We start from the raw sequence: 13512 nt of genomic DNA on the forward strand, positions 1-13512 counted from the left end.
GTCCGTTCGTCACGTCGCCTCGCCCTGCATGTGGTTGCCAAGCCCTAATAGCAGCATGCCTCACATCCCCGCAGGTCGGCAGGGGTTAACGAGCCGGGTGTTAACCCCTGTTGGCTACCGGAACGTTGGCAGAAACGCTTCTCTAGAAGTGTCGCAGGTAGGCGAGTTGAAGAGCCGAACCGACGACACCGCTTGACATCTGGTGCGCACCAGATGCAACCTATTGGTGCGCACCAGACGGAAGCGCAAACATGCGTGGCTTTGCTACGCATCCAGTCAACGCACAGGAGCGGCGACCCACCGCCAAGCAAGTACGCCGCTCCCGTCCCTGAAAGGGAGTTCCATAATGCGTCAGATTCCCGTCGACACCTCCAACGCGACCGTGATGGTCGCCAAGGCTCCGCAGCCGAAGGTCAAGGACCGCCGTACTGGTGAGATCGCCATCGACAAGGACGGCGTCACGCTGATGACCGTGGAGGTCATGTTCTCCACGCCCGACGAGGTCGAGATCCTGAAGCTCACCGTTCCGCAGCCCGGCGTCTCCGAGGACCTGGCCATGGGTACCCCGGTCGCGCTGACGGGTCTGGTCGCCTCGGCGTGGGAGAACGAGTTCAACGGGCAGAAGCGGCACGGGATCGCGTTCCGTGCGGTCGCCGTGACCTCGCTGGCCGCCGGTGCCTCGAAGCCCAAGGCGGCCTGACCATGGCCTGGTTCACGGTCACGCTGGTGCTGGTCGTCGCTGCCGCAGTCATCCTGCGGTGGCGGCGCCCCGCCTGGTACTGGCTCACCTTCGGCGTCACCCTCGCCACCCTGCGGGTCCTGGTCCGCTACACCTCCGTCATGGACGCCTGCGGCCTGACCGTCCCGCCCTCCCGCTGGCGCCTCGCCCTCGCCCGGATGACCAACCGTCCGGCACCCGAGTCCCGTCCGCCGCGCATCCTGCGCATCCGCCCGACTCGCACCGGCCTGGTCCTGCGGCTGGGCCTGCGCCCCGGGCAGGACGCTTTCGACGTCGCGGCGGCCTCGGACCGGCTGCGCCACTCCTTCAACCTGTACGGCGTCACCTCGCGTGAACTGTGCTCAGGCGTCGTCGAAGTGCGCATGACGGGCTACGACGTACTGAAGCGGGTGCAGATGCCCGCCCGGACCGACACTCGCCCGATGCGGGTCCCGGTCGCCCTGCGCGAGGACGGCTCGGTCCACTACCGCGACTACCGCGCCGTCCCGCACGGTCTGACCTTGGGCGCCACGGAGTCCGGGAAGTCCGTCTACCAGCGCAACCTGGTGGCCGGGCTTGCCGCGCAGGATGTCGCCCTGGTCGGCATCGACTGCAAGCAGGGAGTCGAACTCTTCCCGCTGGCACGCCGGTTCTCCGCGCTCGCCGACAACCCGGACACCGCCCTCGACCTCCTGGAAGCCCTCGTCTCCCACATGGAGGACGTCTACCAACTCATCCGCGCCCAGCAGCGCATCAGTGTCGCGATTCCGGACGCCGAGATCGCCGCCGACATCTGGGACCTGCCCGCCGACCTGCGCCCCGTGCCGGTGGTGGTCCTGGTCGACGAGGTCGCCGAACTGGCCCTGTTCGCCACCAAGGACGAGGAGAAGCGACGGGACCGCATCATCACCGCCCTGGTCCGCCTGGCCCAGCTCGGCCGCGCCGCCGGGATCTACCTGGAGATCTGCGGGCAGCGCTTCGGCGCCGAACTCGGCAAGAGCATCACGATGCTCCGCTCCCAGCTCACCGGCCGCACCGCCCACCGCGTCAACGACGAGACCTCCGCCAACATGGCCTTCGCCGACATCTCCCCGGACGCCGTCCTTGCGGCCGTCCAGATCCCCACCGACATGCGAGGGGTCGCCATCGCCGGGGACTCCTCCGGCGGCTGGGCCCGCATCCGCGCTCCGCACACCTCGCTGCGCGAGGCCGTGAACATCTGCAACAAGCACGCCGATCGCGTCCCGGACCTGCCCGCCCTTGAGGCCTTCCGCCCCGCGGTTGCCCCGCTGCCCTCGGCCCGCGTGCCGCTGTCCATGACGGCCCCCGCCACCGCCTGACCCACCCCCGCTTCCCGGTCGGCGCGGCCGTCCTCGCGCCAGGTCCCTACCCCTGCCATGCCTCATCACCGGAAGGAGCTGTGATGGCCCGCCCCGCCCTCCGTGTCGACGCCGTGCTCGTCCAGGCCGTCATTGCCGGGGCACTGTCCTTCGCCCACCTGCACGACCTCGCCGCCGCTGCCGGACAAGACGGCTGGAAAGCCTGGGCCTACCCGGTCTCGGTGGACCTGCTCCTGGTTGCCTCCTGGCGGCGGCTGCGCTCCGATGGCCCGTCCCGGCTGGCCTGGTGCTGGTTCGTGATCGCGCTGGTGGCCTCGCTCGGCGCCAACGTCGCCACTGCCGGACTCCTCGACCTCCAGCAGGTTCCGGCCTGGCTGCGGATCCTGGTCGCCGCCTGGCCCGCCCTGGCCTTCATGGGCGGCACCCTCCTCGCCCACTCGACCACCGACCACCCGGCACCAGAAGCGCCGGCCCCTACACCCGACCCCGAATCGGTCGCCGCACCTGAGCCGGAAACCATCCCGGCCCCCGTGACTGACGCCGAGGAAACCCCCGCGCTCCCGGCCGCCGAGCCCTTGACCGCTGCGTCTACTGTCCCGGCTCCGCCGGTACCGGCCGCGCTGGTCGACCACGCCCGCAAGGTCGCCGACGACCACCACGCCCGCACCGGATCGCCGATCGACACCGACACCCTGCGCGCCCGCCTCGGCGTCCCGCCCCAGCTCGCTGACGCCATCGCCGCCCAACTCGCCTGACCCAGAAGGGAGCAAGACCGATGCTCCGTGACCCCGCCGACCTGACCGCCTCTGACTACCTCGACGGTGCCCGCGAGATGGCCGCCGCCAACCGGCCCTACCTCGCCCACCTGCTCGCCGAGGAAGCCGCCCAGCGCACCACCGACCCGGCCACCGCCGCCGGTATCCGCGCCAGTTTCCCCGCCCCGCTGACCACCCGAACGGAGAGCGACTGACATGCCTGCCCGCGACCACTTCCACTCCGTCATGCGGATCGGCCCCGTGCAGATAGGAACCCACCGCGACCGCCACGGCCGCACCAAGCACGCCGCCGTGTGCACCAACGACCGCTGCGGCTGGTCCGCCGACTACTCCAGCCAAACCGCCGCCCAACTCGCCGCCCGCACCCACCGCTGCACCGCCCGCTAGGAGGCCACCGCCATGGAAGTCCCGCTCTGGTTCGCCCTCGCCGCCGTCGGCTACCTCGGCATCAAGCTCATCCGCCCGCCGCTCTGGCTGGTCCTGGTGCTCCTCCTCGGCGGCTACCTCATCGCCGACAGCCTCCTCGCCCCCGTCATCGACACCGCCATCAAGTAACCACCGCTGAAAGGAGACGCACCATGTTCCGCCCCAAGCTCCCGGTCATGCCCCAGCCGACCGGCCTCGTCACCCCGCCCGCCGTTGTCGAGCCGACCACCGTCATCCAGTCCGCCCCGGTCACACCCGTACCCGCTTCGGCTGCCGTGCCTGCCCGGCCCACCGTCCAGCTCACCCCCGGTGCCGTCGTCGCCCTCGTCGGCGGTGGAACGGCCGTGGTCCTGGTCGTCGGCGTGGTCCTGGTCTCGATGCTCCTCGCGGTTGCCATCACCGGCGCATCCGTCGCGATCTGCGCCCTGGTCATCCGCTCGCTCATCAACAGCGAGGCAAAGCGCCGCTGACCGGCCCCAGGGCGGCCTCAACCGCCAAGTCTGCGCCGCCCGGGAGCCGTGCCCCACTCCGATCTCGCAACCGGAAGGAACCCCCAGCATGACCGACCGCACCACACCCTCGCCTCGCATCTGCCCGAACTGCGACGGGCACGCCTCCGCCGCCGTCACTCTCGGTGGCCGCGACCAGCACGGCCACCAGCGCACGATCACCGCGTACTGCCCGGCCTGCCACGGCACCGGCACCCGTCCGGTCCGCACTCGGGAGGGCGCCCGTGCCTGACCTGCTGCTCGACCCGGTCACCCTCGGCGATCTGCTGAGGGTGGCCTCGGCCGATGACTACGACCGCTGGCACGAACAGATCCGCCGCACCGGAGGCTGCGCCGACCCCATCCACCTCACCGGCTGGACGCTCGCCAAGGACAAGACGACCGGCGAGACCCTGCACCACTACTCGACCGAGAACGAGCCGGGCGGACGGCTCCGTGTCGCCTGCGGCAACCGCCGAGCCTCCCGCTGCCCCTCCTGCGCCTTCACCTACGCGGGCGACACCTACCACCTCATCCGCGCGGGCCTGGCCGGAGACGACCGGCGCGACATCCCCGCCACCGTCCGCGATCACCCGCGCGTCTTCGCCACCCTCACCGCCCCGTCCTTCGGGCCGGTCCACAACCGGCCCGACCGGGGCACCTGCCGCTGCGGCACCCGCCACGCCCCGGATGACCCGGTCCTCGGCACCGCACTCGATCCGGCCACGTACGACTACGCGGGCGCCGTCCTGTTCAACAACCACGCCGGGCAGCTGTGGCAGCGCTTCACCAACCGGCTCCGCCGCGAGATCGCCGCCCGCGCCGGCATCACCCAACGCGAGCTCAAGGAAGTCGCCCGCGTCTCGTACGGCAAGGTCGCCGAGTTCCAGAAGCGCGGTGCCCTGCACTTTCACGCCGTCATCCGCATCGACGGCCCCGACGGCCCCGAAACCCCATCTCCGGTCTGGGCCACCGTGCAGCTGCTCGACGACGCGATCCACGCAGCCGCCGCGCACTCGTACACCTCGGTTTCGATCCCGGCCGCTGGGGACCAGCCCGCCCGTACCTTCCGCTGGGGCACCCAGCTCGATGTCCGACCGGTCAAGGCCTTCGGTGACGGCTCCGACATCACCGAACAGGCCGTGGCCTCCTACGTCGCCAAGTACGCCACCAAGGCCGCCGAGAACACCGGCACCCTCGACCGCCGCATCGGCGAACTCTCCGAACTCGACCGCCATCAGATCCCCGACCACACCCGCCGCCTGATCACCGCATGCCGGGACCTTGATCCGCTCTACCCGGACCGTCGCCTGTGGGCCTGGGCTCACATGCTCGGCTTCCGCGGCCACTTCTCCTCCAAGTCCCGTCGCTACTCGACCACCCTCGGCGAACTCCGGCAGGCCCGCGCCGACTTCCGCGCCGCCCAGGAACGCGAAGCGCTCGGCCTGGACGACGTCGAGCCGGACACGGTCCTGGTCTTGGCCGACTGGCAGTACGCCGGACACGGCCACACCCCCGGCGAATCTGTCCTCGCCGCCACCATCGCCCGGGATCTACAGCTCAACCGCGAAACCGCCCGTGAAGCACTCGCCTCACTGTCTGCTGAGGGGGAGTGGTGAGCATGGCGACCGCCGTTGAGCATGGTCTGGTTGGCGAACCTGTCCTTTACCGGGTCGAAGACGCCATGAAGGCGCTCAGCCTCAGCCGCACCGTGATCTATGAGCAGATCCGCGCCGGACGCCTTCGCGCCGTGAGGCAAGGGCGTGCCCGTCGCATCCCTGCCTCGGCGATCCGCGAGTACGTCGCACTCCTCGAACGCGAAGCGGGGGGCGACCAGTGACAAAGCGGCGTAGCAGGGGAGACGGCGGCCTTCACTGGGACGACAAGCGCCAACGCTGGATTGCAACGGTCAGCCTGGGCTACGACGGTCGGGGAAAGCGGATCGTCAAGCGTGGCAGTGGCCGGACCAAGACTGAGGCCAAAGCCAAGCTGAAGGAGGTGATTCGGGACTACGAAGACGGCCTTGCCATCGCGCCCTCGGGCTACACGGTCAAGCACGCTGTTGATGACTGGCTGGCCTACGGCTTGGCGGGACTGGACGGAGCGACCGTGGCCAAGTACACGACCCTCTGTCGGCGGCACATCATTCCGGCGCTCGGAGCGCGGAAGCTCCGCGACTTGACCGCCGACGAGGTGGACAAGTGGCTGGCTGACAAGGCCAAGGCGCTCAGTACGAGCACGTTGCAAGTGATCCGGTCGTGTCTGAACCGAGCGGTCAAGCGGGCCATGGTGCGGGACAAGGTGAAGCGCAACGTCGTTGAGCTGTGCTCCGTCCCGACCGGCCAGGAGGGGCGTCCGTCCAAAGCGCTCACTCTCGCGCAGGCTGAGGCGGTGCTGGACGCTGCCGCTGATACGCCGCTGCACGCCTACATCGTGCTGTCTCTCCTCACTGGAGGTCGGACAGAGGAACTGCGCCCGCTCACGTGGGATCACGTGGACCTTGAAGGGGCGCCGGCCGCGGATCCCCCGATCCCGCCGCACATCGCCGTCTGGCGTTCCGTCCGTGCGAGCGGGGACACCAAGACCCGGAAGTCGAGGCGCACGCTCGCGCTGCCTGCTCGCTGTGTGGAGGCGCTTACCGAGCAGCGAAAAGCGCAGGATCGGCAGCGTGAGAAGGCGGGGGAGCAGTGGAGGGAGAAGGGCCTCGTCTTCACGTCCGCAGTCGGCACAGAGCTCGATGCGGCCAACGTCCGGCGGGCCTATCGAACTGTCCTTGCCGCGGTGGATGGTCTCGACCCTGCGGACTGGACGCCTCGGGAGCTCCGGCACAGTTTCGTGTCCTTGCTCTCCGACAACGGCGTACCGCTGGAGGAGATCTCTCGGCTCGTGGGGCACTCCAGCACGGCGGTCACGGAGAAGGTCTACCGGAAGCAGATCCGCCCGGTGATCCAGACAGGAGCGGTGACCATGGACCGCATCTTTGAGGGTGGCGAGGATCGGTAGTCACGCAGATAGTCACTCGCTACGCGCCAGAGGCCGTCTCCCGAATCGGGAAACGGCCTCTGGCCTGTGTGGACGATACTGGGATTGAACCAGTGACCTCTTCCGTGTCAGGGAAGCGCTCTCCCGCTGAGCTAATCGTCCTTGGAGGTGGAGACGGGATTTGAACCCGTGTAGACGGCTTTGCAGGCCGTTGCCTCGCCTCTCGGCCACTCCACCAGGGGGTGGGGTTCGGGAAGATCCCCCACTTCCTGCGAGCGGACGACCAGGTTCGAACTGGCGACCTCAACCTTGGCAAGGTTGCGCTCTACCAACTGAGCTACGTCCGCTTGTCCTTTCCGCCCCGCTCGCGCGGGTCGGTGACGTGTTGAACTCTAGCGGATTCCGGGGCCAGTACAAAAACGCGTTTGTGCAGCGTGCTGCGCTGCACCCGCCAGGCGACACGCCCGGGGCACCCGTGCGGCGCCCGCCATAGACTCGCACCTGTGCACGACCTCCCAGCTCTCGCCCGCTTCGGCGCGCTCGTCGCGACCGGCCTCCGTGACGTCACGAGTGACCCCGCGGCCCTGGAATCGAGTGGCTTCTGGGCCGTCATGGCGGACTTCGAGGGGCGCCTGGTGTGCGCCCGCTTCCATGACATACGTCATGAGCCGGTGCCCGCGCCGGTGCCGGGGGAGTGGCAGGGGCCCGCGATCGACGACTGGACGTCGTCACTCGACCACGCCGCGTACACGGCGGGCGTGCGCCGCATCCGCGAGCACATAGCGGCAGGCGAGGTCTACCAGGCGAACCTCTGCCGGGTCCTGTCCGCACCGGTCGCTCCGGACGCCGACGTGGACGCGCTCACCGCGCTGCTCGCCCGCGGCAACCCGGCACCGTATGCCGGAACGATCCGCCTCCGCGACCACGGCGTCGAACTGGCCACAGCGTCACCCGAGCTCTTTCTGCGCCGCGACGGGCGGTTCGTCGAGTCGGGCCCGATCAAGGGCACCGGACGCACCGGGGCCGACCTTCTGGAGAAGGACTACGCCGAGAACGTGATGATCGTGGACCTGGTTCGCAACGACCTCGGGCGCGTCTGCGCCACCGGCTCGGTGACCGTGCCCGACCTGTGCGTCGTCGAGAAGCACCCGGGTCTCGTCCACCTCGTCTCGACCGTGTGCGGCGAACTGCGCGATGGCGCGGGCTGGCCGGAGCTGCTGGAGGCGACGTTTCAGCCCGGCTCCGTCACCGGCGCCCCCAAATCGAGCGCTCTGCGGATCATCGACGCCCTGGAGACCGCGCCCCGGGGCCCGTACTGCGGCGGCATCGGCTGGGTGGACGCCGACCGCGGGACCGGGGAACTGGCCGTCGGTATCCGTACGTTCTGGATGGACCGGTCCGCCAAGCACGGAAGGGCCGCGGCAGTGCTGCGCTTCGGCTCCGGCGCGGGTATCACCTGGGGGTCCGACCCCGAGCTCGAGTGGCGGGAGACCGAGCTGAAAGCCGCCCGACTGCTGGCTGTAGCGTCAGGGGCGTACGACTCAAGTGGAGGGACCCTCACGTGAAGCTCTGGCTCGACGGTGGGCTGCGGGACATCGAGTCGGCCCGTGTCTCCGTCCTCGACCACGGACTGACCGTGGGCGACGGCGTCTTCGAGACCGTCAAGGCGATCGACGGCCGGCCGTTCGCGCTCACCCGCCATCTCGAGCGGCTGGCCCGCTCGGCGCACGGCCTCGGGCTGCCCGAGCCCGACCTGGATGAAGTGCGCCGGGCCTGCGCAGCCGTCCTGGACGCCAACCCGATGCCGCTGGGCCGCCTGCGGATCACGTACACCGGTGGCCTCTCACCGCTCGGTTCAGACCGCGGCGAGCACGGTCCGACCCTCGTCGTCGCCCTGGGCGAGACCAGCCGGCGCGCCGACTCCACCGCCGCGATCACCGTGCCGTGGACCCGCAACGAACGCGGCGCGCTCACCGGCCTCAAGACCACGTCGTACGCCGAGAACGTCGTCGCCCTCGCCCGCGCTCGCGAACAGGGCGCGACCGAGGCGCTGTTCGCGAACACCGTGGGTCGGCTGTGCGAGGGCACCGGGTCCAATGTCTTCGTGGTCCTCGACGGCGAGATCCACACCCCGCCGATCGCCTCCGGCTGCCTCGCGGGCATCACACGCGCGCTCACCGTCGAGTGGACCGGCGCCAAGGAGACCGACCTGCCGCTGGACGTCCTGGAGCGGGCGCAGGAGATCTTCCTGACCTCGACCCTGCGCGACGTACAGGCCGTGCACCGGGTCGACGCGCGCGAACTCCCGGGCAGGCCCGGGCCGGTGACCGCCAAGGCCATGCGGATCTTCGACGAGCGGTCGGGCGACGACCTCGATCCGTGAATGCCGTCCATAGCCGAGCACATTGGGCTGACGCCGGTAATCCACGGTGGGTACAACATCCCTGATGACCACCACCCTGCGGCCGACCGAGCCGCTTCAGCGCGAAGCCGACGGGGCGCTGTCACGCCACTACAAGGTCTGCGTGAACAGCCGGCCCGTCGGTGCGATACACCTTGCGACCCACCCCCTCGCCGGGCCGTCGGTCGCGCAGATCCGGGAGCTGGGGATCGACGAGCCGGACCGCCGGCGGGGGCGCGGCACAGTGGCCGCGCTCGCTGCCGAAGAGGTGGCGCGCGGCTGGGGCTGCCGGCGGATCGAAGTGCCGGTGCCGGGTGCCGCCGAGCCCGCGCTGCGGCTGGCCACGGCGCTCGGATACGTGCCGCGCGACCGCACCATGGAGAAGCGGCTCGGCGGCACTCCTCCCGTACTGCCCGCAGACAGCCGGGGCCGGCCGATGACAGAGGCCGAGGCACGCGCCAAGTACGGGAAGGATCATGCCACTTCGCTGTCGGCTGGGTTCGCCCCCGAGGGCATGGCGTTCAGCGTCCTGGAACACGAGGGGACACCGGTGGGCACGCTGTGTCTGGGGGCACGGGAGGGGATGGCGTTCGTCCTCGACGTGGAGACCGACGAGCCGTACCGGCGCCGAGGACACGGCCGTACGTTGATGCTGCTGGCGGAGGAGCAGGCGATCGCCGCCGGACGGACCGGGATCCGTATGAACGTCCCCGCGGGGAACACCCCGGCCGAGCGGCTCTCTGAGTCACTCGGCTACGAGACGATCACCTACCTCCTCAGCAAGGACCTGCTGTAGAGACCCGTACAGGAACCCGCCGTGGGGCTCAGGCCCGCTGTCCGGCCAGCAGCCGGTCCACGATCTCCTCGATGCGCTCGCGCAGCCCCTCCTGGCTCTTGCCGCCGTCGAGGCGCTCGCCGTCGATGACGTACGTCGGCGTGCCCGTCACGCCGATGGCCTTGCCCTCGGCCTGGTCGGCGTCGACGATCAGGATGTGCCGGCCGTCGATCAGGGCGGTGTCGAACTCTTCGGCGTCCAGACCGAGTTCACGGGCCACCTCGACCAGGAAGGGTTCTCCCTTACGGTTCAGCTCCTCGACCCGGCCCAGTACCGCCTCGACGTACGGCCAGGCCTGGCCCTGTTCCGCGGCCTCCTCGGCGGCCTGCGCGGCCGCGAACGCGTGCTTGTGCTTCTCCAGCGGGAAGTGCCGCAGCCGCAGCTCCAGCCGGTCGCCGTAGCGGGCGCGCAGCGCGCGCAGGTCGTCGAGGGCGCTACGGCAGTCGGGGCACTGGAGTTCGCACCAGACGTCCAGGACGGCGACGGCGGGGTGCGCGGGGGAGGAGTCGCTCATGCGCACCAGTCTCCCAGCCGTGGCCGAGGAGGCCCAAACCGTGGCCGGGGCGACCCTACGGGGGACCGTCCGGCGTACGGAGGGGCCGGGCCCTGAGGAGGACCCGACCCCGAGATGTCCCTGAGGTCTGCCCGGACCATGGCATACCGGGCACGGTGCGGTGCAGGATGGAAGGGACGAAGTGACCCTGCCCGAGTGAGTTCTGCCCTGGAGGACCGGATGATTGCCGAGACCGTCTGTTCCGCCGTCTCCGCGGCAGGCCTGGGTATCGCCGCGGTCACCGCGTACCGCAAGCGTTTCCTCGCGGCGGCTCGCCTGGCGGCGTACTCGTTGGTGCCCCTCGGCCTGGTGATGACCGGGGCTGTCGAATGGGCGGCCGACACCGCCTTCAGCCCGGTGGCCTGGGCGGGCTTCGGCGTGCTCGGCGCCTCGTGGCTGCTGTTCACGACCACGCGCGCCGTCGAGCGGCGCGGCGGCGGGACGCGCAAGGAGCGCAGGGCGGCCCGTGCCGCGCAGCGTGACGCGGTGGCGCCTTCGGCCTCGGCGCCCTCGCTGGGCCCGTCGACAAGCCCGGCGACCCGACCCGAGTCCAAGAGCAAGGCCAAGCCCCGCGCCGCCGAGTCCGGGGACGACTTCAGCGACATCGAAGCCATCCTGAAGAAGCACGGCATATGACGCCGTGAGCACGGCATATGCCGCTCCGAAACGACACAGTGAGCCGACTGTGAGCCGTGCGGTGCGCGGAGGAAGCCACTCCGGGATGCACGCCGGAATCCGCGTCGAAGCGGTCTATCCCAGATACTGGACCGTCACATCACGGATTTCGGCTAACTCCCCCATTTTTCGGGCGTGTTGATCGCGTCGGGGGTCTCAGCTGCGTCATCATCGCCCGCGAGATGCTGGACACAACACAGAGCGACACCGCCGCGCCCGAAGGGGAGCGGCGAGGTTGTCTCTTCGCACTTTCCCAGCCACCGCTGATGATCTTCCTTGCGGTGATCGGCTGTCTGCTGCTCATGGCTTCGCTGCACGATCTGCTGCTGCTCTGAGCCGTACGCGGAGTCCCTGGCGCCACCCGCCGAGGACTCCGTCAGCCCGCCGCTTCCTTGCGTCGCGCCCTGTAGGCGGCCACATGCAGACGGTTTCCGCAGGTCCGGCTGTCGCAGTAGCGGCGGGAGCGGTTGCGGGAGAGGTCCACGAAGGCGTGCCGGCAGTCGGGCGCCTCGCAGCGTCGCAGCCGGTCCTGTTCGCCGGCCACCACGAAGAACGCCAGCGCCATCCCGCAGTCGGCGGCGAGGTGATCCGCGACGGAAGCGCCGGGTGCGAAGTAGTGCACATGCCAGTCGTAGCCGTCGTGATCGGTGAGCCGTGGCGTGGTGCCGGCCGCGGCGACCAGCTCGTTGATCAGCACGGCGGCGGCCCGGGCATCGGGTGCCGCGAAGATCCCGCAGAACCGGCCGCGGATCTTCCGTACAGCCGTGAGATCGAGCTCGGACAGCGACCCGACTTCGCTGATGTCGTGCTTGCGTACGAACCCGTCCAGATCCGCGACGCTCGCGAGCCCGTCCGCCGTGTCGTCCTCCGGTGCGGTGTTCACCAGATCGACCACGATGTCGAGGGCGCACCGGGTGTCGTGGGTGATCAGCACGTTTCGCTCCCTGGCCTGGGGTCGGGCGGGCGCCCGCCGATGCTGGCCGATGCTAGCGGCTCCATGAATCGGGGGATTCGGCGCCATCCATGCCGAACGGTCGTTGGGCAAAGCGCGGCCCGCGTCCTGGTGTCGAGCGTACGTTCGGCCGCGGCCGGGGGCACGTAGGCGTTGGGTCGCACTTTGGGCGCGCACGCGGTTTGTCCATGCCGGGGGCACGCACGTAGACGCCGCCTCCGCGGAATCCGCGGCGACGGCGCCGGTGTATACCGTATGGGGACGGTCCGAGCCCGCGCCGTCTCCCCGAGTGGACGGCGCCGGGCGGCTTGTTTGGAGCCTCGGCCTAGCTCTCGGCCAGGATGTGGGAGAGCTCCGTGTCGAGATCGAAATGGCGGTGCTCCGTGCCCGGGGGTACGGCGGCGTCCGTTCGCTTCAGGAACGACTCCAGGGCCCGCGCCGGGGCCTCGAGCAGAGCCTCGCCCTCGGGGGAGCTCAGGGCGATGCACACGACGCCCTGACCGTGACTGCGGGACGGCCAGACACGGACGTCGCCCGTGCCGGTGGGCCGGTGCAGTCCCTCGGCGAGGAGATCGCGGGCGAACACCCACTCGACGGTTTCCTCGGCTCCGGTGTGGAAGGTGGCGTGCACGGCGTAGGGATCGGCCGTGTCATACCGCAGTCCTGCGGGAACAGGCAGTGAGGACTCGCTCGACACAACGAGGCGCAGGTGCAGCTCGCAGCTGACCGTGGTGTTCATAAGCGCCAGGGCCTTTCGCTCAGTGTGCGCTCGGGGATTCGCACGTCGGCGAAATCGACATGCCACCTACGGTGCCGTTGTAAACCCCTCTGAGTGTTTTGCGTGTCTTTAGGTAGCTCATCCGGCCGAGTGCGCGTTCGTCGACTACGACCATTCCAGTGACTGGTTTCTGTCCGGTAGGGTTTGGCCGTATGAATACGGGGAGTGACGAAACGGGGGAGGCCGTCGAGGCGGCCGACGAGACGAAGAGCGAGCCGGCGCTTGGATCCCGTGCGCCGCAATTCATCCAGGCGCGACGCGCGCTGCACCTGAGCTGGCAGGTGGGCGTGTTCGTGGTGGGCCTCGCGGTCGTGGTGGCCGGCGTGATCATGCTGCCACTGCCCGGGCCGGGCTGGCTGGTGATCTTCGGCGGCATGGCGATCTGGGCCACCGAGTTCGTCTGGGCGCAGCTGGTGCTCCGCTGGACGAAGCGCAAGGTCACCGAAGCGACACAGCGGGCGCTCGATCCCAAGGTGCGCAGACGCAACATCATCCTGACGACGATCGGTCTGGTGATCATCGGGGTGCTGGCCGGGATCTACCTCTATCGGTTCGGCTTCGTGATGCCGTGGAAGATCAAGGAGTAGC

At 69.7% G+C, this 13512-nt stretch carries 20 protein-coding genes and 3 tRNA genes; 17 read left to right on the forward strand and 6 right to left on the reverse strand.

The features are described from left to right. Nucleotides 1-346 precede the first annotated feature (346 nt). The 11 genes from ACGFNK_RS31650 (at nt 347) to xerC (ending at nt 6751) form a co-directional block, all read left to right on the forward strand. Nucleotides 347-700, forward strand: a complete 354-nt coding sequence (locus tag ACGFNK_RS31650) for a hypothetical protein (RefSeq protein WP_053750107.1) — start codon at nt 347-349, stop codon at nt 698-700. A gap of 2 nt (nt 701-702) precedes the next feature. Then, the gene (locus ACGFNK_RS31655) at nt 703-2058 is read left to right on the forward strand and encodes an FtsK/SpoIIIE domain-containing protein (RefSeq protein WP_393421372.1); all 1356 of its coding nucleotides are present in this window, start codon (nt 703-705) and stop codon (nt 2056-2058) included. Nucleotides 2059-2141: 83 nt separating this feature from the next. Continuing rightward, nucleotides 2142-2813: a DUF2637 domain-containing protein gene (locus ACGFNK_RS31660; protein WP_393421374.1), complete on the forward strand. Its 672-nt coding sequence runs from the start codon at nt 2142-2144 to the stop codon at nt 2811-2813. A 20-nt stretch (nt 2814-2833) separates the two neighbouring features. Continuing rightward, nucleotides 2834-3028, forward strand: a complete 195-nt coding sequence (locus ACGFNK_RS31665; protein ID WP_393421376.1) for a hypothetical protein — start codon at nt 2834-2836, stop codon at nt 3026-3028. A 1-nt stretch (nt 3029) separates the two neighbouring features. After that, a complete protein-coding gene (locus ACGFNK_RS31670) occupies nt 3030-3221 on the forward strand; it encodes a mobile element transfer protein (protein WP_062043666.1) in 192 nt (63 codons plus the stop codon). Between the two features lie 12 nt (nt 3222-3233). Continuing rightward, nucleotides 3234-3389 carry a hypothetical protein gene (locus ACGFNK_RS31675; RefSeq protein WP_217234632.1) on the forward strand — a complete coding sequence of 52 codons (156 nt, stop codon included), beginning with the start codon at nt 3234-3236 and terminating at the stop codon, nt 3387-3389. Nucleotides 3390-3412: 23 nt separating this feature from the next. Next, nucleotides 3413-3730 (forward strand): SpdD-like protein, encoded by a 318-nt coding sequence (locus ACGFNK_RS31680; protein WP_393421378.1) that lies wholly within the window; start codon nt 3413-3415, stop codon nt 3728-3730. Between the two features lie 88 nt (nt 3731-3818). Next, entirely contained in the window at nt 3819-4001 is a 183-nt protein-coding gene (locus tag ACGFNK_RS31685; protein WP_393421380.1) for a hypothetical protein, read from the forward strand. Continuing rightward, the gene (gene repSA / locus ACGFNK_RS31690) at nt 3994-5367 is read left to right on the forward strand and encodes a replication initiator protein RepSA (RefSeq protein WP_393421382.1); all 1374 of its coding nucleotides are present in this window, start codon (nt 3994-3996) and stop codon (nt 5365-5367) included. Before ACGFNK_RS31685 ends, repSA begins: the two co-directional genes overlap by 8 nt. 2 nt (nt 5368-5369) lie before the next feature. Then, entirely contained in the window at nt 5370-5588 is a 219-nt protein-coding gene (locus ACGFNK_RS31695) for a helix-turn-helix domain-containing protein (RefSeq protein WP_393421384.1), read from the forward strand. Beyond that, a complete protein-coding gene (gene xerC, locus ACGFNK_RS31700) occupies nt 5585-6751 on the forward strand; it encodes a tyrosine recombinase XerC (protein WP_393421386.1) in 1167 nt (388 codons plus the stop codon). Before ACGFNK_RS31695 ends, xerC begins: the two co-directional genes overlap by 4 nt. A gap of 69 nt (nt 6752-6820) precedes the next feature. Here xerC and ACGFNK_RS31705 read toward each other — a convergent pair. From ACGFNK_RS31705 to ACGFNK_RS31715, 3 genes are all read right to left on the reverse strand, one after another. Further along, nucleotides 6821-6892, reverse strand: a tRNA-Val gene (locus ACGFNK_RS31705). A gap of 1 nt (nt 6893) precedes the next feature. Continuing rightward, nucleotides 6894-6967 (reverse strand) — tRNA-Cys (locus ACGFNK_RS31710). A gap of 37 nt (nt 6968-7004) precedes the next feature. After that, nucleotides 7005-7077, reverse strand: a tRNA-Gly gene (locus tag ACGFNK_RS31715). A gap of 156 nt (nt 7078-7233) precedes the next feature. On the opposite strand from ACGFNK_RS31715, the gene ACGFNK_RS31720 reads away from it, so the two are divergent. The 3 genes from ACGFNK_RS31720 to ACGFNK_RS31730 all read left to right on the forward strand — a co-directional run bounded on the left by ACGFNK_RS31720 (nt 7234) and on the right by ACGFNK_RS31730 (nt 9927). After that, on the forward strand, nt 7234-8295 hold the full coding sequence (locus ACGFNK_RS31720; protein ID WP_393421388.1) for a chorismate-binding protein: 1062 nt from the start codon (nt 7234-7236) through the stop codon (nt 8293-8295). After that, nucleotides 8292-9113 carry an aminotransferase class IV gene (locus ACGFNK_RS31725; RefSeq protein WP_393421390.1) on the forward strand — a complete coding sequence of 274 codons (822 nt, stop codon included), beginning with the start codon at nt 8292-8294 and terminating at the stop codon, nt 9111-9113. Before ACGFNK_RS31720 ends, ACGFNK_RS31725 begins: the two co-directional genes overlap by 4 nt. Nucleotides 9114-9177: 64 nt before the next feature. Continuing rightward, nucleotides 9178-9927 carry a GNAT family N-acetyltransferase gene (locus ACGFNK_RS31730; protein WP_393421392.1) on the forward strand — a complete coding sequence of 250 codons (750 nt, stop codon included), beginning with the start codon at nt 9178-9180 and terminating at the stop codon, nt 9925-9927. Nucleotides 9928-9955: 28 nt separating this feature from the next. On the opposite strand, the gene ACGFNK_RS31735 is transcribed toward ACGFNK_RS31730, so the two are convergent. Beyond that, nucleotides 9956-10480 (reverse strand): DsbA family protein, encoded by a 525-nt coding sequence (locus ACGFNK_RS31735; protein WP_393421394.1) that lies wholly within the window; start codon nt 10478-10480, stop codon nt 9956-9958. Between the two features lie 219 nt (nt 10481-10699). On the opposite strand from ACGFNK_RS31735, the gene ACGFNK_RS31740 reads away from it, so the two are divergent. Continuing rightward, nucleotides 10700-11155 carry a hypothetical protein gene (locus ACGFNK_RS31740; RefSeq protein WP_386347012.1) on the forward strand — a complete coding sequence of 152 codons (456 nt, stop codon included), beginning with the start codon at nt 10700-10702 and terminating at the stop codon, nt 11153-11155. Between the two features lie 221 nt (nt 11156-11376). Then, on the forward strand, nt 11377-11529 hold the full coding sequence (locus ACGFNK_RS31745) for a hypothetical protein (protein ID WP_344393644.1): 153 nt from the start codon (nt 11377-11379) through the stop codon (nt 11527-11529). Nucleotides 11530-11570: 41 nt separating this feature from the next. Here ACGFNK_RS31745 and ACGFNK_RS31750 read toward each other — a convergent pair whose 3' ends face one another. Continuing rightward, nucleotides 11571-12128 (reverse strand): CGNR zinc finger domain-containing protein, encoded by a 558-nt coding sequence (locus ACGFNK_RS31750; RefSeq protein WP_393421396.1) that lies wholly within the window; start codon nt 12126-12128, stop codon nt 11571-11573. Nucleotides 12129-12471: 343 nt separating this feature from the next. Then, nucleotides 12472-12885: an SsgA family sporulation/cell division regulator gene (locus ACGFNK_RS31755; protein ID WP_003959770.1), complete on the reverse strand. Its 414-nt coding sequence runs from the start codon at nt 12883-12885 to the stop codon at nt 12472-12474. A gap of 191 nt (nt 12886-13076) precedes the next feature. Between ACGFNK_RS31755 and ACGFNK_RS31760 the strand changes: the two genes are divergently transcribed. Beyond that, nucleotides 13077-13511 (forward strand): TIGR02611 family protein, encoded by a 435-nt coding sequence (locus ACGFNK_RS31760; RefSeq protein WP_393421398.1) that lies wholly within the window; start codon nt 13077-13079, stop codon nt 13509-13511. Nucleotide 13512: the final 1 nt, after the last annotated feature.

The sequence above is a fragment of the Streptomyces sp. NPDC048825 genome (assembly GCF_043198355.1).
In the GTDB taxonomy this organism is placed as follows: domain Bacteria; phylum Actinomycetota; class Actinomycetes; order Streptomycetales; family Streptomycetaceae; genus Streptomyces; species Streptomyces xiangluensis.

Coding starts and splice junctions, on each gene's coding strand:
- ACGFNK_RS31660 (WP_393421374.1), top strand. CDS start 2,142: ATGGCCCGCCCCGCCCTCCGTGTCGACGCCGTGCTCGTCCAGGCCGTC.
- ACGFNK_RS31745 (WP_344393644.1), top strand. CDS start 11,377: ATGCTGGACACAACACAGAGCGACACCGCCGCGCCCGAAGGGGAGCGG.
- ACGFNK_RS31650 (WP_053750107.1), top strand. CDS start 347: ATGCGTCAGATTCCCGTCGACACCTCCAACGCGACCGTGATGGTCGCC.
- ACGFNK_RS31730 (WP_393421392.1), top strand. CDS start 9,178: ATGACCACCACCCTGCGGCCGACCGAGCCGCTTCAGCGCGAAGCCGAC.
- ACGFNK_RS31675 (WP_217234632.1), top strand. CDS start 3,234: ATGGAAGTCCCGCTCTGGTTCGCCCTCGCCGCCGTCGGCTACCTCGGC.
- ACGFNK_RS31755 (WP_003959770.1), bottom strand. CDS start 12,885: ATGAACACCACGGTCAGCTGCGAGCTGCACCTGCGCCTCGTTGTGTCG.
- ACGFNK_RS31740 (WP_386347012.1), top strand. CDS start 10,700: ATGATTGCCGAGACCGTCTGTTCCGCCGTCTCCGCGGCAGGCCTGGGT.
- ACGFNK_RS31680 (WP_393421378.1), top strand. CDS start 3,413: ATGTTCCGCCCCAAGCTCCCGGTCATGCCCCAGCCGACCGGCCTCGTC.
- ACGFNK_RS31665 (WP_393421376.1), top strand. CDS start 2,834: ATGCTCCGTGACCCCGCCGACCTGACCGCCTCTGACTACCTCGACGGT.
- ACGFNK_RS31760 (WP_393421398.1), top strand. CDS start 13,077: ATGAATACGGGGAGTGACGAAACGGGGGAGGCCGTCGAGGCGGCCGAC.
- ACGFNK_RS31695 (WP_393421384.1), top strand. CDS start 5,370: ATGGCGACCGCCGTTGAGCATGGTCTGGTTGGCGAACCTGTCCTTTAC.
- ACGFNK_RS31685 (WP_393421380.1), top strand. CDS start 3,819: ATGACCGACCGCACCACACCCTCGCCTCGCATCTGCCCGAACTGCGAC.
- ACGFNK_RS31670 (WP_062043666.1), top strand. CDS start 3,030: ATGCCTGCCCGCGACCACTTCCACTCCGTCATGCGGATCGGCCCCGTG.
- ACGFNK_RS31655 (WP_393421372.1), top strand. CDS start 703: ATGGCCTGGTTCACGGTCACGCTGGTGCTGGTCGTCGCTGCCGCAGTC.
- ACGFNK_RS31735 (WP_393421394.1), bottom strand. CDS start 10,480: ATGAGCGACTCCTCCCCCGCGCACCCCGCCGTCGCCGTCCTGGACGTC.